This window comes from Sanguibacter antarcticus (assembly GCF_002564005.1).
Lineage (GTDB): Bacteria > Actinomycetota > Actinomycetes > Actinomycetales > Cellulomonadaceae > Sanguibacter > Sanguibacter antarcticus.
Map to the genome: position 1 here is coordinate 2,926,045 of NZ_PDJG01000001.1, position 21,988 is coordinate 2,948,032.

24 protein-coding genes and 1 riboswitch are annotated in these 21,988 nt (G+C 69.9%); of the genes, 9 read left to right on the forward strand and 15 right to left on the reverse strand.

Annotation, left to right across the window (positions count from 1 at the left end; genetic code table 11):
• Positions 1 to 32 precede the first annotated feature (32 nt).
• The 3 genes from gcvH (at position 33) to ATL42_RS13245 (ending at position 1,568) form a co-directional block, all read left to right on the forward strand.
• Positions 33 to 404 carry a glycine cleavage system protein GcvH gene (gcvH, locus tag ATL42_RS13235; RefSeq protein ID WP_098455755.1) on the forward strand — a complete coding sequence of 124 codons (372 nt, stop codon included), beginning with the start codon at positions 33 to 35 and terminating at the stop codon, positions 402 to 404.
• Between the two features lie 359 nt (positions 405 to 763).
• Positions 764 to 1,009: a LuxR C-terminal-related transcriptional regulator gene (locus ATL42_RS13240; RefSeq protein ID WP_098455756.1), complete on the forward strand. Its 246-nt coding sequence runs from the start codon at positions 764 to 766 to the stop codon at positions 1,007 to 1,009.
• A gap of 94 nt (positions 1,010 to 1,103) precedes the next feature.
• Positions 1,104 to 1,568: a (deoxy)nucleoside triphosphate pyrophosphohydrolase gene (locus ATL42_RS13245; protein WP_098455757.1), complete on the forward strand. Its 465-nt coding sequence runs from the start codon at positions 1,104 to 1,106 to the stop codon at positions 1,566 to 1,568.
• An 80-nt stretch (positions 1,569 to 1,648) separates the two neighbouring features.
• On the opposite strand, the gene ATL42_RS16760 is transcribed toward ATL42_RS13245, so the two are convergent.
• The gene (locus ATL42_RS16760) at positions 1,649 to 2,077 is read right to left on the reverse strand and encodes a PadR family transcriptional regulator (RefSeq protein WP_245862554.1); all 429 of its coding nucleotides are present in this window, start codon (positions 2,075 to 2,077) and stop codon (positions 1,649 to 1,651) included.
• Between ATL42_RS16760 and ATL42_RS16765 the strand changes: the two genes are divergently transcribed.
• The gene (locus tag ATL42_RS16765) at positions 2,072 to 2,545 is read left to right on the forward strand and encodes a hypothetical protein (protein WP_245862557.1); all 474 of its coding nucleotides are present in this window, start codon (positions 2,072 to 2,074) and stop codon (positions 2,543 to 2,545) included. The genes ATL42_RS16760 and ATL42_RS16765 overlap by 6 nt on opposite strands.
• 287 nt (positions 2,546 to 2,832) lie before the next feature.
• Positions 2,833 to 3,198 (forward strand): PGPGW domain-containing protein, encoded by a 366-nt coding sequence (locus ATL42_RS13255; RefSeq protein ID WP_098455759.1) that lies wholly within the window; start codon positions 2,833 to 2,835, stop codon positions 3,196 to 3,198.
• Between the two features lie 51 nt (positions 3,199 to 3,249).
• On the opposite strand, the gene ATL42_RS13260 is transcribed toward ATL42_RS13255, so the two are convergent.
• Both ATL42_RS13260 and ATL42_RS13265 read right to left on the reverse strand, forming a co-directional pair.
• Positions 3,250 to 4,656 (reverse strand): SDR family oxidoreductase, encoded by a 1,407-nt coding sequence (locus ATL42_RS13260; RefSeq protein ID WP_098456569.1) that lies wholly within the window; start codon positions 4,654 to 4,656, stop codon positions 3,250 to 3,252.
• A gap of 111 nt (positions 4,657 to 4,767) precedes the next feature.
• A complete protein-coding gene (locus tag ATL42_RS13265; protein WP_098455760.1) occupies positions 4,768 to 5,655 on the reverse strand; it encodes a sugar phosphate isomerase/epimerase family protein in 888 nt (295 codons plus the stop codon).
• Positions 5,656 to 5,691: 36 nt separating this feature from the next.
• On the opposite strand from ATL42_RS13265, the gene ATL42_RS13270 reads away from it, so the two are divergent.
• A complete protein-coding gene (locus ATL42_RS13270) occupies positions 5,692 to 6,285 on the forward strand; it encodes a P-loop NTPase family protein (protein ID WP_098455761.1) in 594 nt (197 codons plus the stop codon).
• A 124-nt stretch (positions 6,286 to 6,409) separates the two neighbouring features.
• Positions 6,410 to 6,928, forward strand: coding sequence for a hypothetical protein (locus ATL42_RS13275; protein WP_143556769.1), 519 nt, complete (start codon positions 6,410 to 6,412; stop codon positions 6,926 to 6,928).
• A gap of 108 nt (positions 6,929 to 7,036) precedes the next feature.
• On the opposite strand, the gene metE is transcribed toward ATL42_RS13275, so the two are convergent.
• From metE to ATL42_RS13330, 11 genes are all read right to left on the reverse strand, one after another.
• Positions 7,037 to 9,406, reverse strand: a complete 2,370-nt coding sequence (gene metE, locus ATL42_RS13280) for a 5-methyltetrahydropteroyltriglutamate--homocysteine S-methyltransferase (protein ID WP_425443201.1) — start codon at positions 9,404 to 9,406, stop codon at positions 7,037 to 7,039.
• 8 nt (positions 9,407 to 9,414) lie between these two features.
• Positions 9,415 to 10,461 carry a methylenetetrahydrofolate reductase gene (locus ATL42_RS13285; RefSeq protein WP_169925435.1) on the reverse strand — a complete coding sequence of 349 codons (1,047 nt, stop codon included), beginning with the start codon at positions 10,459 to 10,461 and terminating at the stop codon, positions 9,415 to 9,417.
• A gap of 5 nt (positions 10,462 to 10,466) precedes the next feature.
• Positions 10,467 to 10,571, reverse strand: a riboswitch (SAM riboswitch).
• Positions 10,572 to 10,650: 79 nt separating this feature from the next.
• The gene (locus ATL42_RS13290; protein WP_245862560.1) at positions 10,651 to 11,898 is read right to left on the reverse strand and encodes an ABC transporter permease; all 1,248 of its coding nucleotides are present in this window, start codon (positions 11,896 to 11,898) and stop codon (positions 10,651 to 10,653) included.
• Entirely contained in the window at positions 11,895 to 12,791 is an 897-nt protein-coding gene (locus tag ATL42_RS13295) for an ABC transporter ATP-binding protein (RefSeq protein ID WP_098455765.1), read from the reverse strand. Before ATL42_RS13295 ends, ATL42_RS13290 begins: the two co-directional genes overlap by 4 nt.
• 135 nt (positions 12,792 to 12,926) lie before the next feature.
• Positions 12,927 to 13,697: a response regulator gene (locus ATL42_RS13300; RefSeq protein WP_098455766.1), complete on the reverse strand. Its 771-nt coding sequence runs from the start codon at positions 13,695 to 13,697 to the stop codon at positions 12,927 to 12,929.
• The gene (locus ATL42_RS13305) at positions 13,694 to 15,223 is read right to left on the reverse strand and encodes a sensor histidine kinase (RefSeq protein WP_098455767.1); all 1,530 of its coding nucleotides are present in this window, start codon (positions 15,221 to 15,223) and stop codon (positions 13,694 to 13,696) included. The genes ATL42_RS13300 and ATL42_RS13305 overlap by 4 nt, the downstream gene beginning before the upstream one ends.
• Before the next feature lie 25 nt (positions 15,224 to 15,248).
• Entirely contained in the window at positions 15,249 to 16,019 is a 771-nt protein-coding gene (locus tag ATL42_RS13310; RefSeq protein ID WP_098455768.1) for a glycosyltransferase family 2 protein, read from the reverse strand.
• On the reverse strand, positions 16,016 to 16,633 hold the full coding sequence (locus ATL42_RS13315; RefSeq protein ID WP_211281826.1) for a DUF2238 domain-containing protein: 618 nt from the start codon (positions 16,631 to 16,633) through the stop codon (positions 16,016 to 16,018). The genes ATL42_RS13310 and ATL42_RS13315 overlap by 4 nt, the downstream gene beginning before the upstream one ends.
• Before the next feature lie 95 nt (positions 16,634 to 16,728).
• The gene (locus tag ATL42_RS13320; RefSeq protein ID WP_098455769.1) at positions 16,729 to 17,271 is read right to left on the reverse strand and encodes a PH domain-containing protein; all 543 of its coding nucleotides are present in this window, start codon (positions 17,269 to 17,271) and stop codon (positions 16,729 to 16,731) included.
• Positions 17,272 to 17,287: 16 nt separating this feature from the next.
• Positions 17,288 to 18,223: an NAD-dependent epimerase/dehydratase family protein gene (locus ATL42_RS13325; protein WP_169925436.1), complete on the reverse strand. Its 936-nt coding sequence runs from the start codon at positions 18,221 to 18,223 to the stop codon at positions 17,288 to 17,290.
• Positions 18,220 to 19,179, reverse strand: a complete 960-nt coding sequence (locus tag ATL42_RS13330) for an AfsA-related hotdog domain-containing protein (RefSeq protein ID WP_169925437.1) — start codon at positions 19,177 to 19,179, stop codon at positions 18,220 to 18,222. The genes ATL42_RS13325 and ATL42_RS13330 overlap by 4 nt, the downstream gene beginning before the upstream one ends.
• 46 nt (positions 19,180 to 19,225) lie before the next feature.
• Between ATL42_RS13330 and ATL42_RS13335 the strand changes: the two genes are divergently transcribed.
• Positions 19,226 to 19,810, forward strand: a complete 585-nt coding sequence (locus tag ATL42_RS13335) for a ScbR family autoregulator-binding transcription factor (RefSeq protein ID WP_098455771.1) — start codon at positions 19,226 to 19,228, stop codon at positions 19,808 to 19,810.
• Positions 19,811 to 19,861: 51 nt separating this feature from the next.
• Here ATL42_RS13335 and ATL42_RS13340 read toward each other — a convergent pair whose 3' ends face one another.
• Positions 19,862 to 20,446, reverse strand: coding sequence for a DNA-3-methyladenine glycosylase I (locus ATL42_RS13340; protein ID WP_098455772.1), 585 nt, complete (start codon positions 20,444 to 20,446; stop codon positions 19,862 to 19,864).
• A gap of 332 nt (positions 20,447 to 20,778) precedes the next feature.
• Between ATL42_RS13340 and nagA the strand changes: the two genes are divergently transcribed.
• Positions 20,779 to 21,969, forward strand: a complete 1,191-nt coding sequence (gene nagA, locus ATL42_RS13345) for an N-acetylglucosamine-6-phosphate deacetylase (RefSeq protein WP_098455773.1) — start codon at positions 20,779 to 20,781, stop codon at positions 21,967 to 21,969.
• Positions 21,970 to 21,988 lie beyond the last annotated feature (19 nt).

The following is a 21,988-nucleotide window of genomic DNA, read 5'->3' on the forward strand; positions in this document are numbered from 1 at the left end:
CTTCATGAGAACAACATGAGAGAAGGACCCGTATGTCGAACTTCCCCGCCGGACTCAAGTACACGGCCGAGCACGAGTGGTTCACCGATGACAGCCCCACCACCATCGGGATCACGTGGACCGCACAAGATGCGCTCGGCGACATCGTGTACCTCGAGCTGCCTGCCGTCGGGACCGTGCTCGTCGCGGGTTCCGTCGTCGGCGAGATCGAGTCGACCAAGTCGGTGTCGGAGCTCTTCTCTCCGGTGAGCGGAACAGTCGTCGAGATCAACGACGGTGCTGTCGAGAGCCCGGACCTCGTGAACACCGATCCCTACGGTGCGGGCTGGCTCATCAAGGTCGACGTGACAGAGACCGGGGCGGTCTTGACCGCGTCTGAGTACGAAACGCAGGTGGGAAGCTAACGTTTTGGTAACGGAGGAAGAGGAGGCCTCATACGCCACGCTCTCTCTGACGATAGGCCAGGTGTCCCGTTCGGGAGGCGCAGTGGTAAATGTCCGATTATTCTGAAATTAGGATCGCCGGACAGTTGCTGCAGCAGGGCCGGTTCACACCGGTCTGTCGCTCCTGTCGAACCGAAATAGCGCGCTGAACTGCCACTACGTGCCGTCCAGCAGTCTATGGAACTGGGGCGCCGAACGAAGGCGAAAGTCGGGGTGAAATCCGCGTCATAGACGCGGACCAACCCCCTCTCTCCTTGTAGTAGACGAACCGGTTACCTGATCCAGAGCAGCTGGGCCACCGGCAGAACGTTGGAGGAAACATGACCACGATGGAGTTGTCGGGATCGGCGAAGCCCTCAAACAGCTCGCTGACTCGACGGGAACGCGTCGTTCTCTCGAATCTCACCGAAGAGGTGACGCTCGAGCAGATCGCCTCAAAGCTGTTCGTCACGCGCAACACCGTCAAGTCGCAGGTTCGCAGCGTCTACCGCAAGCTCGGGGTCTCGACTCGTGCCGAGGCTGTCGAGTGGGCCCGCGACGCAGGTCTGTACAAGGGTGACAGCTGAACGCTTGATCCTCACCTCGTCCGGACCGAGGAGCAACGTGGCTGCTCGGTCGAGCGACACTCCTGCGAAACATGTCTCTGAGAAGATCTCAGGTATGGAGAACGCAGTATTAGTGGTCGCAGCCGCGATCGTCGACGACCTGGCAACCCCAGGAGCGCTGCTCGCGGCTCGAAGGTCCCGGCCCGAGCATCTTGTCGGCCGGTGGGAGTTTCCTGGCGGCAAGGTCGATGCAGGCGAGACCCCCGAAGAAGCACTCCATCGCGAGATCCGCGAGGAGCTCGGCGTGCGTGTCGAGCTCGGTCGCGAGATCGTCGGCCCTGACGCCGGATCGTGGATCATCACCGACCGTCACGTCATGCGCCTCTGGTACGCCCGGGTGGTCGACGGGCAACCAGCGCCGCTCGTCGAGCACGATGCGCTCCGCTGGCTGTCGAGCGACGACCTCTGGGACGTCCCGTGGCTCGACGGCGACGTCCGCATCGTCGAGGACATCCAGCCAGACCTTGCGGCAGGCTCGGACGCCTCAGCCTCCTCCGCGCCCCAGGACGAGACGGTCTAAGACGCGACCGCCTCGTCCGTGAGCACATCCGTGCCCGGGACGACCTAGAGCCTCGGGACGACCTCGAGCCTCGGGCCGGTCTAGAGCGTCGACCCGTCCTCGTCGTCGTCCTCTGTGGCTAGCGTCTCTCCTGCGAGCAGGAGATAGAGCTCTCGCCGTGCGCGCTCGAGCGCGAGCAGCGCCTGGGCGGTCTGCTCGTCCGTCCCGCTCCGCGCGATCTGGTGCGCCGCGTCGCCGAGCTCGTCGAGGGCGCCGCGCAGTGCGCGTGCCGGGTGCGCCGCCCGGCCGGTGGCCTGGTCCCACGGTGTCGCCAGCTCGTCGCGGTGCTCCTCGACGTGTGCAACACCTTCTGGTGTGAGGGTCGCGAGCTTGCGGCCCGAGTCGGCCGTGATCGTCAGGAAGCCTTCGTCCTCGAGGAGGCTGAGCGCGGGGTAGATCGCTCCCGGGCTCGGGGTCCACCGTCCGCCAGAGCGCTGAGCGATCTCCTGGATGATCTGGTACCCGTGCATCGGCTGCTCGCTGAGCAGGAGCAGCACCGCGCCGCGGATGTCGCCGCGACCCGCTCGGGAACCGCGCCCGAAGCCGCGCCCGGGTCCACCGGGCCCGCCGGGGCCGCCTGGTCCACCGGGCCCGCGACCTCCGCGCCCGCGTCCTTCGCCGTCGCCCGGTCGGCCGGGTCCGTCAGGGCCGTCGTCGGAGCGGCGGCCGGAACCGCCGCCAGATCCGCCGCCTGGCCCGCGCCCGGACCGGCGGCCCTGTCCGCGGCCTTGTCCGCGCCCGGATCCCTGGTCGGGCCCTGGGTCGCAGGCGCCGTTCCCGTCGTCGTCGCACGAGCGTGCCGTCAGGTAGCCGAGGTCGTTCATGCCGTGGTGGTCGTCTCGGCACCGGCCGTGGCGGTCGTGCCGGCTGGGACCGCACCGGCCGCGGCCTCGCTCGTCGTCGGAGCAGCGGGCTGGTTCCGTGTACCAGGTGTGTGAGCAGTCGTGTCGCATGGGGTGTCTCCTTGAAGGTGGTGCAGGTGGTGGTGCGCGATGGGTGGAGGGCCGGAAGGTCCTCGGACGGGGCTGCACCTCGCGGGTGCTGTCCGGCAGACGGGAGCGGGGAGCGGTGCTCCTCGGCTCAACCGATGTCTTAAAGATATATCGACGATATATCTTTAGCAATGCTCGCGTGTGGAGATGTTGTGTGCAGCAGGCTGTGCGACCCCTCAAGATCCACCACAGAATTCCTCGTGAGAACGCTGCTCTCCCCGTATCGTGGAGCGATGACGACGCTCGCACCGCCCGCACCCGCACGTCCGCACGCGGACACCGTCCCGAGCGCCCCCGTCCATCCGCACGCGGCCGCGCGCGCCCTCGACCGCGTCCACGCGCGGCTCCGGACGCTGCCGCACCCCGTGCGCGTCGCGACCATCGCTCTCGTCGGGACGGTCCTCGTCCTCGCGGGCCTGGCGATGCTCGTCCTGCCCGGACCCGGGCTCGTCGTCATGTTCGCCGGCGTCGCGGTCCTCTCGACCGAGTTCCCCTGGGCCAGCAGGCTCCTGCACCGGATGAAGGTCGTCGGTGCGCGTGCGTGGGAGATCGTCCGCACGACGGCGCACAGGCTCCGTCGTCGTCGCGCACAGGACTGACCAGGCCGGAGGCCCGGCCACGAGCGTGCTGCGCACCAGCGCGAGCAGGTGCTACCAGGCGGACGGTGCGTAGTCCTTGAGGAAGCACCCGAACACGTCTTCGCCGAGCTCGCCACGCACGATCGGGTCATAGACCCGCGCCGCGCCGTCGACGAGGTCGAGCGGAGCGTGGAAGCCTTCCTCGGCGAGACGCACCTTCGTCGTGTGCGGACGCTCGTCCGTGATCCACCCGGTGTCGACGCTCGTCATGAGGATCGAGTCCGTCTCGAACATCTCACGGGCGCTTGTGCGGGTGAGCATGTTCACGGCCGCCTTCGCCATGTTCGTGTGCGGGTGCCCCGGTCCCTTGTAGCCGCGGGAGAACTGCCCCTCCATCGCTGAGACGTTGACGATGTAGCGGCGCGCGCCCTCAGCCTGGCGCATGGACTCGCGCAACCGGCTGATGAGGATGAACGGCGCGGTGCTGTTGCACAGCTGGACCTCGAGAAGCTCGAGGGCGTCGACGTCTTCGACGTTCTGGACCCACGAGTTCGAGTCGACGAGGTCGGGGACGAGCCCCGCGGCGTCGATCGCCGTCGAGCTCGCGACCCGGTCGAGGGAGGCCGAGCCGGCGGTGAGCGCGAGCTTCGTCAGCAGGTCGGCGGTCGTCACCGAGGCGTGCGCCGTGGCTGTCGGCTCGGTCGGCACCGTCCCCTCGAGCGAGGCAGGGTGCGTGTCGTGGCTCCGCCCGAACGTCACGACGTCGGGCAGGTACCCCGAGGGGAGCGGCGAGTCCTCCGCAGCGGCGAGCGGAGCGTAAGCACCCGGCGAGCGGCGGACGGTCTGTGCAGCGTTGTTGATGAGGATGTCCAACGGGCCCTGCGCCGCGACGTCGTCCGCCAGCGCGACGACCTGCGCAGGGTCACGGAGATCGATCCCGATGATCCGCAGCCGGTGGATCCAGTCAGCGCTGTCGTCCATCGCCGTGAACCTGCGGATCGCGTCGTTCGGGAAGCGCGTGGTGATCGTCGTGTGCGCACCGTCGCGCAGCAGGCGCAGAGCGATGTACATCCCGATCTTCGCCCGGCCACCGGTGAGCAGGGCACGCTTGCCCGTGAGGTCGGTCCGGGCGTCGCGGCGGTCCCGGTTGAGCGCAGAGCACTCCGGGCACAGCTGGTGGTAGAACACGTCCACGTCGTTGTAGTGCTGCTTGCACACGTAGCACGGGCGGGACTTGATGAGCCGGCCGGCAGAGGCGCCCTGGGCCGCCGGCAGCAGCTCGAGGCCCTGCGTCTCGTCGTCGATGCGGGTCGGTGCACCGGTGGCTGTCGCCGAGATCACCGCCTGATCGGCTGTCCGCACAGCGTCCTTCGCCGCGTCGCGACGCTGCTTCTTGACCGTCTTGTAGAGCTTGGCCGTGGCGCGCTGCAGCGCGACCTTGTCCGGGTGCTCCGGGTCGAGGTCGTTCGCGGACTCCATGATGCGCAGGACGGTCGCGAGGTCGGCAGGATCGAGGTGAGGCGTGGAAGACACGTCTCCGATTATCCCTTGCTCACCTGAGATCCCGGACCAGCGGGCGCCTGCTCCCCGCTACCAGGCGTCTGCTGGGCGGTGGTGGGCCGGCGGCACGGTGATGTCGGGGTGCTCGCCGAGCGTCAGGTAGGTCCTGGCGAACGCGAGCGACGTCGCCACGTCTTCGCGGCGTTCCGCCGCGGTGCGTGCCTTGCGGGTCCCGATCTCGACGACCACGTCACCAGACCACCCGCTCTGCGCAAGGTGCTGCAGCACCTCCCGGCAGGGCTGTGTGCCCCGTCCCGGCACGAGGTGCTCGTCCTTGTTGGACCCAGAACCGTCGGTGAGGTGCACGTGACGCAGACGGTCGCCGAAAGCCTTCGTCATCTCGAGGCTGTCCTGGCGAGCCGTCGACGCGTGAGAGAGATCGAGGGTCACCGCGTCGTACGCGTGCTCCGTCGGATCCCATCCTGGGAGGTAGGCACCGTAGTCACGACGCTTGCTGCGCCACGGGTACATGTTCTCGACCGCCACCGTCAGCCCCGACTCGTCGGTGAGCTGCTGCACCTGGTCGACGAACGTCCGGGCGTACTTGCGCTGCCACGCAAAAGGAGGATGCACCACGACGGTGCTCGCGCCCAGCGAGTGCGCCATGTCGACCGCCTTCGCGAGCTTCGGTCCGGGCTTGCCGCCCCAGACGTTCTGGCTCACGAGGAGCGTCGGCGCGTGGACGCTCCGGATCTCGACGCCGAACTCCGCAGCGAGGTGGGTGAGCGCGTTGTCGTCCTGGGTGGTGGAGTCCGACCACACCATGATCTCGATGCCGTCGTACCCGAGCTCGGCCGCGAGCTGGAACGCGTACGCGACCTTGCGCGGGTACACGGAAGCGCTCGAGAGCGTCACCTTGATCGGGGAACCAGCCCCGTCGGCGGGCGTGGTCTCTGCGTCGTTCACGGCTTCGCGCATGCTTCCAGACTATCGCCCAGATTGGTAAAATCGCCCGTGCTCTCACTCGGTCCTCACGATCCCCTGCCGGTGCGGCCGTCCCGCATCACTGTCGCCGGGACGTCAGGATCGGGCAAGACGACCCTCGCACGCCGGATCTCCGCCGTCCTCGGTGCACCGTTCACGGAGATGGACGGGCTCTACCACGGGCCGGGCTGGGTGCCGCGGGACGCGTTCGTCGCGGACGTCACCGCGCTCGTCGCGCAGGACGCGTGGGTGACGGAGTGGGGGTACCAGGCCGCACGGCCGCTCGTGCTCGAGCGTGCCGAGGTGCTCGTCTGGCTCGACCTCCCGGTCTGGACCGTCATGCGTCAGGTGGTCACCCGGACCGTGCGGCGCAGCGTCCGGCGCGAGGTCCTCTGGAACGGGAACGTCGAGGGCCCGCTGTGGAGGCTCCTGCGCCGAGGGGACGGGAACATCGTCGACTGGGCCTGGACCACGCGGCACGCGCTCGACGGGCTGGACCGTCGCCTGGACGACGAGGCACCTCACGTCGTGCTCGTCCGGCTGAGGTCCCGAGCCGAGGTCGAGACATGGGTCGAGACACTGGCCGACACCCTGCGCCAGGGCCGAGATCCTGAGCAGTCTTGACCGAAGTCTTCCAATCTTTCAGTGTTGGCGTTAGCATTTCGTTACACAACACCAGAGCGGGAACTTCACCCGCACGGACGCCATCTAGGCCGCCACGCACGTGGCGACGCGACAGGAGTCGTCAGTGAAACGGTCTGCACGGATCCTTGGCATCGGTCTCGGCCTACTGTTCGTGACAGTGGTCGCGGGCGGTGGACTGACCTTCGTCGCGATCGAAGATCCGCTGCCCGACCTGGTCGACGACCGCATGCTCCTCATGGCGGCCTTCGGGATCGGTGCGCTCTTCCTCATCGCCGTCCTCTGCCTGTGCACCGCAGCAGTCAGGGCTGCGGCAGCGATCGACAAGATCGCCGACGAGACGCTGGTCTTCGCCCGATGGACCCGTCTCGCGGGGTCGGAGTTCCCGGCGTCGGCGCTGAAGAACGCACGCCAGACCCCGAAGCAGGGCTCCGAGACGAGCGGCGCGACCCAGCGGCACGCACGCCCGGCGACGAGCTCGGTCCCCACCGTCAAGACGTCGACGGCCGCCGTGCCCCGCGTCGGCACCGCCCGGAGCGAGACGGCTCACCTCGACTCACGGTCCGAGCTCGACGAGCACCAGCGCAAGCTCGTCGCGCAGTACCGGGCCGAGCGCGGGCACTGAGCCGAGCAGCGACGCTCCCCGAGCGCCGCTCGGAGGAGCGCCGCTCGGGGAGCAGGCCTCAGACCTGCTGCGCGTCGTATGCGGTCACGTGCGCGTGACCCTGCCTGTTCAGGCGAGCTGCTCGCGCACGGTGCGGGCCGCCGCGACGAGGTGCTGCAGAGACGGTGTCGTCTCGGCGTAACCGCGCGTCTTGAGCCCGCAGTCCGGGTTGACCCACACGAGAGCCGGGTCCACGGACTTCACCGCGAGCTCGAGAAGATCGGTGACCTCCTCCTGGGAGGGCACGCGCGGCGAGTGGATGTCGTAGACCCCCGGGCCGACCCCGCGGGCGAAGCCTGACGCGGAGAGCTCCGGCAGGATCTCCATGCGCGACCGGGCCGCCTCGATCGAGGTGACGTCCGCGTCGAGAGCGTCGATCGCACCGATGACCTCGCCGAACTCCGAGTAGCACAGGTGCGTGTGGATCTGCGTGTCCGGGCGCACCCCCGCGGTCGCGAGCGTGAACGAGCCGACCGACCAGTCGAGGTACGCCTGCTGGTCCGCGCGCCGCAGCGGCAGGAGCTCCCGGAGCGCCGGCTCGTCGACCTGGATGATCGCGATGCCCGCGGCCTCGAGGTCGGCGATCTCGTCGCGCAGGGCGAGGCCGATCTGGTTGGCCGTCTCCCCGAGGGGGATGTCGTCCCGGACGAACGACCACGCCATGATCGTCACCGGCCCGGTGAGCATCCCCTTGACGGGCTTGGCCGTGAGCGACTGCGTGTACTGCGTCCAGCGGACCGTCATCGGAGCCGGGCGCGAGACGTCGCCCCAGAGGATGGACGGACGCGTGCAACGGGACCCGTAGGACTGGACCCAGCCGTTGCGCGTCACCGCGAACCCGTCGAGCAGCTCGGCGAAGTACTGGACCATGTCGTTGCGCTCGGCCTCGCCGTGGACGAGGACGTCGATCCCGATCTCCTCCTGGAGGTCGACCACGCGACCGATCTCTGCGCGCATCTCGTCCTCGTACGCCTCGAGCGACAGGTCGCCCTTCGCGTGCGCGGCGCGTGCCTTGCGGATCTCGACGGTCTGCGGGAACGACCCGATCGTCGTGGTCGGCAGGAGCGGGAGGCCGAGCCGGGCGGTCTGCGCGGTGCGGCGGTCCTCGACGGACCCGCGGTGGAAGTCGGCGTCCTTCAGTGCGGCGGTGCGGGCACGGACCGCGGTGTCGACGACCCCCGCGGCCTGGGCGCGGCTGGCGACGGCGTCGCTCGCGTCGAGAAGAGCCGCGTGGACCGACTCGCGTCCCTCGGCCAGGCCCTGGGCGAGCGTGACGACCTCGACGACCTTCTGGTCGGCGAACGCGAGCCACGACCGCAGCAGCGGGTCGAGGTCTGGCTCGTCGTCCGCGTCGTGCGGGACGTGCTGGAGCGACGTCGACGTGCCGACGGCGACCGCGGCCGCGCCGAGGCCCTCGAGCTGTTCGAGGATCTCGAGCTTCGCCGAGAGGTCGGCGCGCCAGATGTTGTGGCCGTCGATGACGCCGCCGACGAGCGTCTTCGTCTCCAGCCCTGCGACGGGACCTGTCGGCGCTGAACCCTTGACGAGGTCGATCGCGATCGCCTCGACGTCCGTGGCGGCGAGGACCGGGAGCGCGTCCTGGAGATCGCCGAACGGCGCACCCACGAGGATGGCCGGACGCTCGCCGCGCGGCAGCTCCGTGGCGAGCGCGCGGTACGCCTCTGTGAGGGCGGCGTGCACCTCGTCGAGCGGGACGTCGATCGTGTCGGTCACCAGACCTGGCTCGTCGAGCTGGACCCACGGGGCGCCGGCGGCAGCGAGCGAACGGAGCAGCTCGGCGTAGACCGGGAGGAGGTCGGCGAGGCGCGCGAGCGGCTGGAAGCCGGTGGGCGCGACGTCTGACGGCTTGCTCAGCAGGAGGAAGGTGACCGGGCCGACGATCACGGGTCGGGTGGTCACGCCTGCGGCCTGGGCCTCGACGAACTCACGGACGATGCGGTCCGAGGCGAGCCGGAACGCCGTCTCTGGGCCGATCTCGGGGACGAGGTAGTGGTAGTTCGTGTCCAACCACTTGGTCATCTCGAGCGGGGCGTCGTCGCCCGCGCCGCGCGCCACGGTGAAGTAGCCCGCGAGGTCGAGGGTCCCGTCGTCGTCCTGGAGGGAGGCGAACCGGGCCGGGACGGCGCCGACCGTGACCGCGGCGTCGAGCACCTGGTCGTAGAAGGAGAAGGAGCCGGGGACCGACGCGTCGTCGGCGCGCAGGCCGAGGGCGACGAGCCGGTCGCGCGTCGCTGCGCGCAGCGTGGCGGCCGTGGTCTCGAGCTCGGCCTCGTCGATGCGGCCCGCCCAGAAGGACTCGACCGCCCTCTTGAGCTCGCGTCGTGGGCCGATCCGGGGGTAGCCGAGGATGGTTCCTGCCGGAAAGGTCGGAAGTGTCGCATCGTGCTGGGCAGAGCTGTGCCCCTGAGGTGTCGTCATGGTCATCCCTAGTGAGTTGCCGCGATGAGCGGAGTGGTGTGCGGGGATGCGCCGACCCACGGCCCGCTGGCCAGGTCCGGACCGGCGCCGGGGAGGACCCCGGTCGTCTGTCCGCCGCCGAGGTGTACGCCCTCGAGCAGGTCAAGTGCGGCTTCGTGCTTGTTGAACGTATAGATGTGCAGGCCCGGGGCTCCGGCTGCGAGGACGGCACCGGCGAGCTCGACGCTCGCCCGGATGCCGAGTCTGTGGCGTGCGGCCGGGTCCGAGACGGCTTCGAGGTCTCGGACGAGGGCCGACGGCGCGGGGACGCCGGTGAGCGCCTCGACCCGCGCGAGGCGGGCCGGGTCGGTCATCGGCAGGATGCCCGCGAGGATGGGGAGCGTCACGCCGGCGTCGCGCGCCTCCGCGACGAAGTCGACGTACGACTCGGGCTGGTAGAAGAGCTGGGTCATCGCGAAGTCCGCGCCTGCCTCCTGCTTCTGCAGCAGGCGCGCGACCTCCTGGCTCCGGGTGGTCCCAGCAGCGTGGTTGCCGTCGAGGAACGTGGCGACCGCGATCGTCAGCGGGTGGGCGGCCGAGCGCAGCGCGGTCGACGGGTTCGACGCGCAGCGGCCGGCCTCGACCTCGCGCAGGAGGGCGACGAGCTCGTCGGAGGAGTGCACGCCCTCGGGGTGCGGCTCCCAGTCTGGCTGATCCGCCGGCGGGTCGCCGCGCAGCGCGAGGAAGCTGCGCACGCCCTCGGCGAGAAACTCGTCGATCACCTCGGCGACGTTGTTGCGCGACGCCCCGACGCAGGTCAGGTGGGCGATCGGCAGCACCGGGGTGTGCTGGATGAGGCGGCTGACGACGGTCCGGGCGGTGTTGCGGTCCGTGCCTGCGGCGCCGTACGTCACCGAGATGAAGTCGGGACGCGCGGCGACGAGCCGTTCTGCGGTCGCCCAGAACTTCGGGGCCGCGTCGGGGTTGCGCGGGGGCATGAGCTCGAACGACACGGTCGGACGCTGGCGTGCGGCGGGTCGCTGAAGGGTGGTCGGTGCAGTGCGGGAAGCCGTCATGGGTCGCTCCATCGGACCTGGCGTTAGCACCCGCACCCTCAGGAGGCTTCCATTGTGGGGGGTTGCTGCGGCGTCGACGAGCCAGGACTCTCGACCGCTCTGGATGGTTGATCCAGCGTAAGACGCATCCACCCTATGAGCAACACTCTGCTCATAGGGTGGGACGGTCGGGTGACGAGCGGCGTCAGGTCAGATCTCGACCTTGAGAGCCTGGCGCCACTTGAGCGCCGTGCCTCCCTGCATGACGGCCCGCTGGTAGACACGCTCGCCCAGACGGAGCAGGGCGTAGGCAGCGAGCATGCTCAGGCCGAGCGCGATCAACGGCTCCCACAGCGGCACGTCGCCGTCGAGCATCCTGATCGGCATCGCGATCGACGAGATCACCGGCACATAGCTGGCGACCGTCAACCACACGCCGTCGGCGAAGAGGCCGACGAACAGGGCGACCATGATGACTGTCGTGATCGGCCCCGTGTTGGACTGCAGGTCCTCGCTGCGGCTCGCGAGCGAACCGAGGACCGCCCACACCGCAGCCAGCGCCGTGAAGCCGACGACGAAGAACGCGATGAACCATCCCGACGCCCCGAGCAACCAGCCGAGGTCTGACGCGACGCCCGTGACGTTGACCGCGACGAGCGCGACGACCGCGAACACGGCGATCTGCGCGAACGCGAGGATCGAGTTGCCGATGACCTTGCCGTAGAGGAGCTGACGGATCGGGATCGCCGTCGCGAGGATCTCCACCACGCGGTTCTGCTTCTCCTCGAGGACCGAGTTGGCGATCGCCATGCCGAAGATGATCGCCGCCATGTAGAAGAGGAACGCGAACACGAAGCCGACCGCCGACTTGATCGCCTCGTTCTGCTCGCTGCTCTCGAGCAGCTCGGTCGTGACCTCCGACCCCGCGGTGAGCGCCTCGACGGTGGTGCCCGCGGCCTGTGCGTTCGCGGAGAGGACCGAGGTCGAGACGCTCTGCGCGAGCGCGGAGGACAACGTGCCGTCCACCTCGTCCAGCCCGACGACGACCCACCCGTCCGTGCCGGCGACGAGCGCCGCATCGACGTCCCCGTCGCGGACAGCCTGCCGTGCAGCGACCTCGTCGGAAACATCCTCTGCTGTGAGCGTGTCGCCGGAGTCGTCCGCCTCGATCGTGACCGCGCCGCCGGCGACGAGCTCGCGAGCCTCCCCCGAGCTCACAGCGACCGTGTAGTCCGACGTCCTGCTCCCGAGGAACCCGGACACCGCCACACCCCCGATGATGAGGACGAGAGTCAGCCCGGTCGAGAGGAGAAAGTTCCGGTCCGTGAGCTTCACCATGATCTCGCGGACCATGACGACGAGCCACGGGTTCTTCACCGCGGGCATGTCGTCCTCCGGCGCGCGCACAGGCCCGGCAGGCAGCGTCACCCTGGTCGTGCTCTGCGTCGTGCTGCTCATCGTGTGACCTCCCGGTAGATGTCCGACAACGACGCGACGATCGGCGTGAACTCGCTCAGCCCCCGACCGACGGCCTCCTGGAGGACCCGCTGCTGCGCGCCCTCGTCGTCGAGCTCGAGGACAGCGTGGGGGCCGTCCACGTCGACGACACGAACTCCGGGCACGCCGCGCAGCCAGCCCGCGTCGGGCGCCGTCGTGATGGAGAACTGACGTGGCCCGCGCGACCGCAGCTGCGCGCTCGTCCCGGACGCCATGACCTTGCCGTCCGACAAGACGACGAGCGAGTCGCACAACCGGTCGACGAGATCGAGCTGGTGGCTCGAGAAGAGCACCGGGACTCCCTCGCGCAGACGGTCCCGGAGAAGGTCGACCATCGAGTCGACCGCCACGGGGTCGAGGCCCGAGAACGGCTCGTCGAGGACGAGCGCCGTCGGACGGTGCAGCAGGGACGCGGTGATCTGCACGCGCTGCTGGTTGCCGAGCGACAACGACTCGAGCTTGTCCTTGAGCCGGTCGCCGAGACCGAAGCGCTCGAGCATGCGCGTCGCCTCCGATGCGGCGTCCTTGCGCGTCATGCCGCGCAGCTGGCCGAGGTACGTCAGCTGGTCGACGATGCCCTGCTTCGGGTAGAGCCCCCGCTCTTCCGGCATATAGCCGAAGCGCGTGCGGTCCGTGAGCGCGATCGGACGCCCGCCCCAGAGGACCTCGCCGCCGTGGACGGTCAGGACGCCCATGATCATGCGCATCGTCGTCGTCTTGCCGGCGCCGTTGGCACCGACGAACCCCGTCATGCGTCCGGGCTCGACCGTGAACGAGACATCGTCCACCGCCGTCGTCTCCCCGAAGCGCCGGGTCAGGTTCCTCACCTCGAGCGAGGGTGCGTCGTGCGTCATCGTCTGCCCTACCTTCCGTCACGCTCAGCCTAGGGACGGAGGCGCCCGCGCAACTCCCCCGTCAGGGGGAACGGTGCTGCCGCGGGTCCCGTGCCGGGTCCGCCGAGCGGTCGGGGCTCCTCCTCAGGGGGGAGGTCAGCCCGCCGACCGGCCGAGCTCGCGCTGGAGACCGTGGCGGTACGCGAAGATCACGGCCTGGACCCGGTCCCGGGAGTCCGTCTTGGCCAGGATGTTCGACACGTGGGTCTTGACCGTCGACTCGCCGAGGTACAGCCGAGCCGCGATCTCGGCGTTGGACAGGCCCTCGGCGAGGACCTCGAGCACCTGGAGCTCCCGCGGTGTGAGCAGCGCCGCGGCGCTCGGAGCCCTGCTCGTCCCTGACCGCACGACGACAGGCGCGGGAGCCGATGACCGACCGACCACGTCCCCCGGCCGAGGAGGCTGCACGAGCCGCGAGATCACCTTGAGCGTCGCCTCCGGCGCGAGCAGCGCGTGCCCCTCCGCCACAGCGTGCACCGCCTCGACCAGGTCGCTCGGGTCAGCGTTCTTGAGCAAGAACCCGCTCGCACCGGCCGCAAGAGCGTCGAACAGGTAGTCGTCCCGGTCGAAGGTCGTGAGGATGACGACCTTCGCGAGGCCGCGCGCCACGATCTCCTGCGTCGCGGCGATCCCGTCCATGACCGGCATCTGCACGTCCATGAGCACCACGTCGGCAGGACAGACCATCAGCGCGGCCAACGCCTCCTCGCCGTTGGCAGCCTGCCCCACCACCTCGATGTCCTCCTCGACAGACAGGACCATCGCGAAACCCGACCGGACCAGAGCATGGTCGTCGACGATCAGGACCCGGACCGGAGCCGGCGTGCCGGGGAGCGCACCGCTCGTCGGAGCAGCGGGCACGGTCATGAGTGATACCTCTCGGTCGGGGACGTCATCGGCAGCCGGACACGCACGCGCCACCCGGAGCCTGCCTGGCGCGGACCGATCTCGGCCTCGCCGTGATGGAGGTGGACGCGCTCGCGGATGCCACGCAGCCCATAGCCTGATCCGGCTGTGCCTGACCGCGGATGCCCGTCGTCGACGACCTCGACCTCGACCCACGGGTGCACAGGTGCGGTGCCTGCTGGATCGGTCGCCGGGTCGGTCGGCTGCGCGAGCGACGGACCGGAGCCGGTCCGGACGCTCAGCCTGACGTGCCGCGCGGTCGAGTGCCGCGCGACGTTGGACAGCGACTCCTGGACGGTGCGGAAGAGCGACAGCGAGACCGGTCCGGGCACCGCGGACACGGGCCCCGCACCTTCGACGACGGTGACGACCACGTCGAGACCAGCGGCGCGGTGGACCTCAGCGAGCTCGTCGAGGTCGGCGAGCCCCGGCTCGGGCGCGCGCTGCGGTCCGGACGGGCGGTCGGTGTCGGTCTCGCTGCGCAGGACACCGAGGAGGGAGCGCATGTCGCCGACGGCCTGACGGCTCGAGGACTCGATGGTCCGCAACGCGTCCGACGCAGCGTCTGGGTCGCGCGTCAGGACCGTGCGGGCTGCGCCTGCCTGCACACCGATGACCGAGACGTGGTGCGCGACGACGTCGTGCAGCTCGCGGGCGATGCGCAGCCGCTCGTCGACGACAGCGCGCCGGGCCAGCTCGTCCGACTGCTCCCGGATGCGGTCTGCCTGCTGAGCGAGCCGCTCGCGCTGGAGCGCGCTGCGCCACGACGCGCGACCGGCCGCGATCGCACCGCCGAAGTACGCAAGATTGACGATCGACGTATAGACGACCGCCGCCGTGAGCGGGGCGACCGGTCCGGCGAGGTCGTCCACGCCTGCCGGCAGCAGGTCGCTGTACCCCGACGCGAGCGTGAACGTGATGACGAGCCAGAGCGTCATCGTCAAGAGCACGAGCCCCATCGCGATCCACAGCATGCGGCGCTCGGGAGCCCACGCGACCGCAGCGTAGAGCGCCGCGAAGTAGGCGACCTGGAAGGAGATCGTGTACGCAGCGGACGGCGCCAGGTAGCTGAGGCCGAGGAAGAGCGCGCTCGACAGGAGCAGCACGGCGAGCGGGAACCGGCGGCGGACCGCGAGCGGGGCGACCATCACGACGGTGGCTGCGTACGCCTCCCACGTGCTCTCGTCGGCAGGGGCCTCGCTCATGCTCTTCGACATGACGAGCGCCACGAGGGCGACGACGGCGAGGGCGAGAGCGCCGTAGAGATCGTTCCGCTGCTCCGTGCGGGTCGGGCGCGGACGCTCCCAGAGAGGCTCGGCCGGGTCGTTGAGCCACGAGTTCAGCCGCTCCGTGACCGTCCTGTGCTGTGCGACAGCGCCAGGGACGACAGCGCCAGGGACGACAGCGACAGCGACGTCGGTGACAGCGACGTCGGTGACGGCGACGTCGGCGGGTGCGGCAGAGGCCGCCGCGATGGACTCAGGCATGGCAGGCACGCTACGCCACGTGGGGTCAGGGCTCGGTGGCCGCAGGTCCGGCGGGCGACGCACCGGACCGAGGACGGGTGAAGCGGGCGCGCCAGCGCTCCCACGGCGGGCTGGTCCGCCAGTTGACCGACAACGTGTGGAACGCCCAGGTGAAGCGTCGCCGGAACGCCGCCGGGCTCGCGAAGGTCCGGCCGGCGACCCCGACGACGAGCTCGCGGTCGTACCGGACACGCATCGTCGGGTCGAGCTGGAAGCTCAGGTCGATGTCGTCGTGGACCATCGGGTCGGTGCGGTGCACACGCTCCCGGACGCTCTCCCAGCACGACGCGCTGAGCGCCATGTTGGACCCCCACAGCGGGACGCCGGCCAGCGCCGCGTGGATGCCCCAGTAGTACCCGCGCATGTAGAAGACGCGCGCGACCCAGCCTCGCACCGGCGGCAGGTCGTAGAAGCGGCCCGGACCGGTGAGCGCCGACAACGACGGGTCCTCGGTGAACACGCGGTGCACGCGCTCGAGCCAGTCGGCAGGTGGGCGGGTGTCGGCGTCGCACCGGACGATGACGTCGCCGGTCGCCGCGTCGTATCCCCGCGCGGCCGCCGACGGGATGCCGCGCAGCGGCTCGTGCACCACGCGGGCGCCGTGCCGTGTCGCGACAGCGACGCTGTCGTCGCTCGAGCCGTTGTCGACGACGACGATCTCGGACGGGGCGAGCGTCTGGCTGGCGAGGAGCTGGAGGCACCGTTCCAGGTGGGGGGCGTCGTCGAGCACAGGGACGATGACCGACAGGCGGATCATGCGGACTCCTTGGTCAACGACCGGTCCGCGGTCCGGGTGTGCACGCTCGTCGCGAGCACGACGAGCAGGATCCCGCCGAGCAGCGAACCGGCAGCACCCGAGACGAGGTCTCCGAGCGTGTCCTCGTATCCCACGTTGATCCCGTCGTCGAAGTAGGTGTGGCCCGCCCACTCGCCGAGCTCCCAGAGCACCCCGAGCATCGCGCCGAGGGCCGTGGTCATGACGACCACGCCGGTGCGGTGGTGCGCCAGGGCGCCGTCGCTCGGGTCTGGGACGGCGTGGAACCGCACGAGCAGGAGGTACGTCGTCACTGCGAGCAGACCGTTCGCCACGAAGTGCACCACGAGATCGAGCGGCCCGACGACCTCGAAGACGTCGAAGACCGCGAACCAGCCACCGGCGAGGAGGGTGGTCCCCAGTGCGAGGTCGAGCGCGAGCGGCAGGACGAGCACGCGCGGCACGAGCAGGCCGAGAAGCACGAGGAGGAAGAGCGCTATCTCGACGGGCCCGAACCAGACGGCCGAGACGAGGATGCTCAGGGCTCCCAGGACACGCACCGAGTCGGCGAGGACGAGCGCGGTGCGCGGCAGGGCCGGTCCCACGTCTCGGTTCATGCGGTCACCCTAACCGAGGGGCGACGGACCGGCTCGTCCAGCGCGAGACCGGGACGAGCGCCTGCCGAGAGCTCTTCAGCCCCGCGGGTACCTGCTCACCGGGCGGCGGCGCGACGCGGTTCGGTCGGCGGGAACTCGCCGTCGTCCGAGCCGTCGTCGGCAGCGAAGAGCAGCTCGGAGAGCTGCAGCTGGACCGACTCGATCCGCGGGATGTCGTGGAGGACCACACCGGCCTTGTCGGTCGCGTCCGAGATGACGAGCGTGCCGCACCCGAGGAGACGGTCGACCAGGCCCATCTCATAGGCGATGTCGTTGATCCGGTACAGCGGGATGTCGCGGCCGGTGCGGGTGATGATGCCGCTGCGGGTGATGAGACGACGGTTGGTGATCGTGTACCGGGACGTGCTCCACCGCAAGAACGGGACGAACGCCCAGACGAGCACGGCGACGACCGCCAGGGCCACGACGGCGAGCTGCAGCCACAGCTGCGCTGCGACGCCGGGGATGAAGGCATATGCCGCCCCGACGGCGGCCAGCGCCAGGAGGAGGACGACGAGCGGGCCGAGGAGGGCTTTGACATGGGTGCGCAGGTCGAGGACGACGTGTTCGCCCTCGCCGAGCATCGAGGAGTGGCTCATGGCGTGCATCCTCCCATCAGGAGAGGGCGCGGCGATACCACTCCTTGTGTGCCTCTGTCAGGGAGAACGCTGTCTCGGGCGCGTCTCCGGCGAGGTTCCACGCGGGCTCGGCGTCGTACCAGTGGTCGAGGGTGACGAGCGCGAGCTGGTGCTCGCTCGCGGCGGCGGGGACGAGCACAGCCCGCGCCTGCTCGACGGTCACGGTCCGCGAGGGGACCGGGATGCCGAGGGCAGCCGAGAGCGCCTCGTGGATCTGGGCGATCGCGACAGGCTCGGGTGCCGCAGCGTGGAGCACCGAGCCCTTCTCGACATCCGGGTGCAGCGCGACCGCGGCGACGAGCCGGCCGAGGTCGTCGGCCGAGACGACCGAGATCCGGGCTCGTCCGGAGTCGATGGTCGCGCCGAGGCCTGCGGTGAGCTTCGCGAGCGCGGGCACGAACCAGCGGTCGCCTGCACCGTAGACGAGGTTGGGGCGCAGGACGACGCCGCCTGCGTCGCGGACGAGCCCCTCGGCTGCGTGCCGGTCGGAGCTGGCAGCCGACTCCGGGCGCGGCGGGACGTCGCCGACGCGGACACCGCGGTGCGGGCCGGTCCCGTAGACAGACGTGGTCGACACGTAGACGATCCGGGTGACGCCGGCGTCGTGCGCGGCGGCGACGAGGTTCGCCGTCCCGTCGATGTTGGTGGACTCGCTCAGTGCTGCGTCCTTGCCGACATAGGAGGCGGCGTGCACGACGACGTCGGCACCGACGAATGCGCCAGCGAGCGACGCGGGGTCGAGCAGGTCGACGGCGACCGTGGCGATCGTGCTCTCTGCGCCGTCGGTGCCTGCGGATCTGGCGACCGGTGTCCGCGACGCGGCCGTGACGACGACACCTGGACGCTCAGCGAGGGCTCGGGCGGAGTGCGAGCCGATGAAGCCGCTCGCACCGACCACGACGACCCGGGTCACAGGACTGCCCCCTGCACGACGGGCGAGGGGTCGCCGGCGTCGATGCCTGGAAGCGTGCTGTCGCCCGCGATGGAGGAGGCGTTGATGCCGGTGACCCGGCCTTCGGCGATCTCGCGACCGTTCTGCGAGAAGACGACGTCGAGGGTCGTGCCGTCGGCGCCGCGCACCGTGCGGAAGGAGACAGGTGGGTCGAACTCGGGGAACGAGTCGCACGTGAGGTCGACGGACCGGGCGGTGAGGAGCGGGAACGTGAGGTCGAACAGGTGGGTCATGGTGTGCAGGAGGAGCATCCCGGGGACGTGGTCGACGGGATGGTCGAAGAAGAAGGGGTTGGCGTGGTTGTAGCCGACGAGCCCCAGGTAGCCGTCGGGGGTCTCTCGGAGCTCTCGCACCGGGGTCGGGTCGTACCGTCGCACCACGTCGTGGGGGGCCGGTGCGCCGCGACGCAGCGCCCGGTAGTGGACGGGGGAGATGCAGCGCAGCTCGCCCGTGCCGACGGCGACCTTCTCTGTGCCCACATAGAACTCGAGGCTCGCCTCGAGCCCGCTGACGGTGCCCTTGCGCAGGGTCTCGCCGGTGACGACGAGGTGGGTCGTCAGCTCGAGCGGCCCGAACTCGGGGAACGCGACCCGGGCGTCCGGGAGCCAGGCGAAGGTCGTCTTCTGGAGCGTGAACGCCCAGTCGGTCGGGATGGCGTATCCGGAATGAGCCATGTAGAGGCCCATCTGGCGCAGAGCCTCGATGCACAGGGTGAGCGGGATCTCGGAGGTGTGCGGTGGGACGAGGACGTGACCACGGGAGATCTGCACGTCGAAGGCCCACTCGCGCTGGCTGATCTGGTGCGCGCCGGTGAGAAAAACTTCTGCTGCGGCGCGTCGATGGACCATTGACCGGTCGACCGGTCGGTCAAATGTAGGGTTGTGCGTGTCGCGCCAGGAAGTAGCCTCGTGGGTCATACGGTGATAATACCGAGCGGTGAGCGGCACCTGAGAATGGAGAGTCATGTCACGTCGAAGCGATCAACGGGCAGCGACCCGAGCCGGAATTCTTCAGGTCGCGGCTGAAGAGTTCGAGGCGCACGGGTACGTCGGGGCGTCCTTGGCGGACATCGCCGAGCGGCTCGGACTGACCAAGGGTGCGCTCTATTTCCACTACCCCTCCAAGGGGGACATCGCTCGGGCGATCGTCGCGAACTACTTCAACTCGTGGGAGCCGTTGGTCACGACGGCGGAAGCGCGAGGGAACGGTCCGCTGGAAGGGATCCGATGGCTGACCGGCGAGGTGGCCGTCGCCTACCGTGACGACATCCACATCCGGGCTGCTGTCCGTCTGGTCCGGGACCGTGCCGCGATCGACGTCGAGATGCCGACTCCGTTCGTCGACTGGATCAAGACGTCGCGGTACTTCCTCGAGAAGGCTGCCGAGGTCGGTGAGATCCGTAGCGACCTCGACCTGGATCGCGTGACGCTCATCTCTGTGGCTGCCTGGTTCGGTGTCCAGCAGGTGTCGCAGGACCTAGACTCCCGCGAGAGCCTCCAGTCGTTCACCGAGAGCCTGTGGGACCTGCTCCTGGACGGCATGAAGTAGCTGCCGGGCGGCCGGTTCGCAGCAGGACATGATGCTGCCGCGACCGGCTCCTCAGACCGCCTGCCGCAGTGCGACGGGGCACCCCACCAGGTGGTCGTCGACGAGCCCGCACGCCTGCATCGTGGCGTACGCGGTGATCGGCCCGACGAAGGCAAAACCGTGCGCTTTCAGGTCTTTCGCGAGGGCGACGGACCCCGGGGTGGACGCGGGGACGTCCATCCACAGCGGCGGTCGCTCGCTCGCGGGCTCCGCGGGGGCGTGCGACCAGACGAGGTCGTCCAGCGTGCGTCCCTGCTCGTGCAGCGCGACGACGGCTCGCGCGTTCGTGACCACCGCCCGGATCTTCGCCCGGTTGCGGATGATCGACGCGTCCTGCACGAGCCGCTCGACGTCGTCGTGCGTGAAACGGGCGACCACGTCGGGCTCGAAGCCCGCGAAGGCCTCGCGGAACGCCGGACGCTTGCGCAGGACGGTGAGCCACGACAGCCCGGACTGGAAGCCTTCGAGCGCGAGCCGCTCCAGCAGCTCAGGCTCGCCGTGGACCGGGACGCCCCACTCGGTGTCGTGATAGCTCGCGTAGAGCTCGTCGCCGTCGCCGAAGCAGCGTGCGCCGATCGTCGTGGTCTGGTCCTTCATCGACTGTCTCCCGTGTGTCGCTCGTGGTGCGCGTCGTGTGGTCCAACCATGCCCCTTCAGGGCGAGGTCTCAGGACACGCACAGCGACCCTGTGGACGAGGGAGCGCTCCACAGGTGCCCGCGACAGCCTCTCAGGCGCAGACGGCGAGCGGGTGAAAAATGCGGGCCGTAGTATTTTCGACGGAGCGAGGACGGTGCGTCCTGGATCGCCGCTGAATTTCACCCGCTAGAGTGCTGACACATTCGTCGAGACGATTTGTCAGAAAAAACTGTTAGGCACAGCAAAAACAAGCGAATTCCTCTGTTCCCCATGGATCGCTATCCTGAAGACCATGTCTCTTCGTGGCTCGATCGTCCTCCACGGCGGAGTTCTCTCCACCGGAACTCACCCCACGTCAGCCCCCGACGCCTCCCACCCCGACGGCTGGGTCGTCGTCGTCGACGGGACGGTCGCCGCCCTCGGCCACGGACACGTCCCCGACACGTGGGACCACGTCCCCCACGAGGACGTCGCCGGCCGCCGGATCGTGCCCGGGCTCGTCGACATCCACTGCCACGGCGCAGGCGGAGCGACCTTCGGCGCACGTCCAGAACCCTCCAGCACCCAGGCCGACGACGCCCTGCGCGCACTCGCCCACCACCGCTCCCACGGCACGACGACGACCGTCGCCAGCCTCGTCACCGCACCGATCGACACCCTCGCCGACGCGGTCGCAGCGCTCGCCGAGCTCGTCGAGCAAGGCGACCTCGCCGGGGTCCACCTCGAAGGACCATGGCTCAGCCCGCTGCACCGCGGGGCGCACGATCCCGCGCTCCTGCGCGACCCGGCGCTCCCTGAGGTCGACAGGCTGCTCACCGCCGCGGGCGGCGTCGTCCGCGTCGTCACCATCGCACCCGAGCTGACCGGCGGGCTCGAGGCCGTCCGGCGCATCGTCGGGCACGGCGCCGTCGCCGCGATCGGGCACACCGACGCCGACGCGAGCACCGCGCTCGCTGCCGTGGACGCAGGCTCGCGCCTCGCGACGCACCTGTTCAACGCGATGCCGCCCGTGCACCACCGACGGCCCGGTGCTGTGCTCGCCCTCCTCGAGGACGAGCGCGCGGTCGTCGAGCTCATCGCGGACGGTGTCCACCTCCATCCGCTGACGCTCGCGCACGCCGCCCGTTCCGCGGGCGCGGGGCGCACCGCGCTCGTCACCGACGCCATGGCTGCGACGGGCATGGCGGACGGCCCGTACTTGCTCGGGGGCCTCGCCGTCGACGTCCTCGACGGCGTCGCCCGGCTGCGCGAGGGCGGTGCGATCGCCGGCAGCACGCTCACTCTCGACGCAGCGCTGCGGTACGCGACGCTCGTCGCCGGCGTGCCGTTCGACGACGCCCTCGCCGCGGCGACCTCCGTGCCTGCCGGGGTCATCGGGCGCGACGACATCGGTCGCCTCGCCGTCGGGGCACGCGGTGACGTGGTCGTCCTCGACGACACCCTCACTGTCAGCGCGGTCTACCGGGGCGGCACGCTCGTCTGACCATGATCCTGCGCGGTCG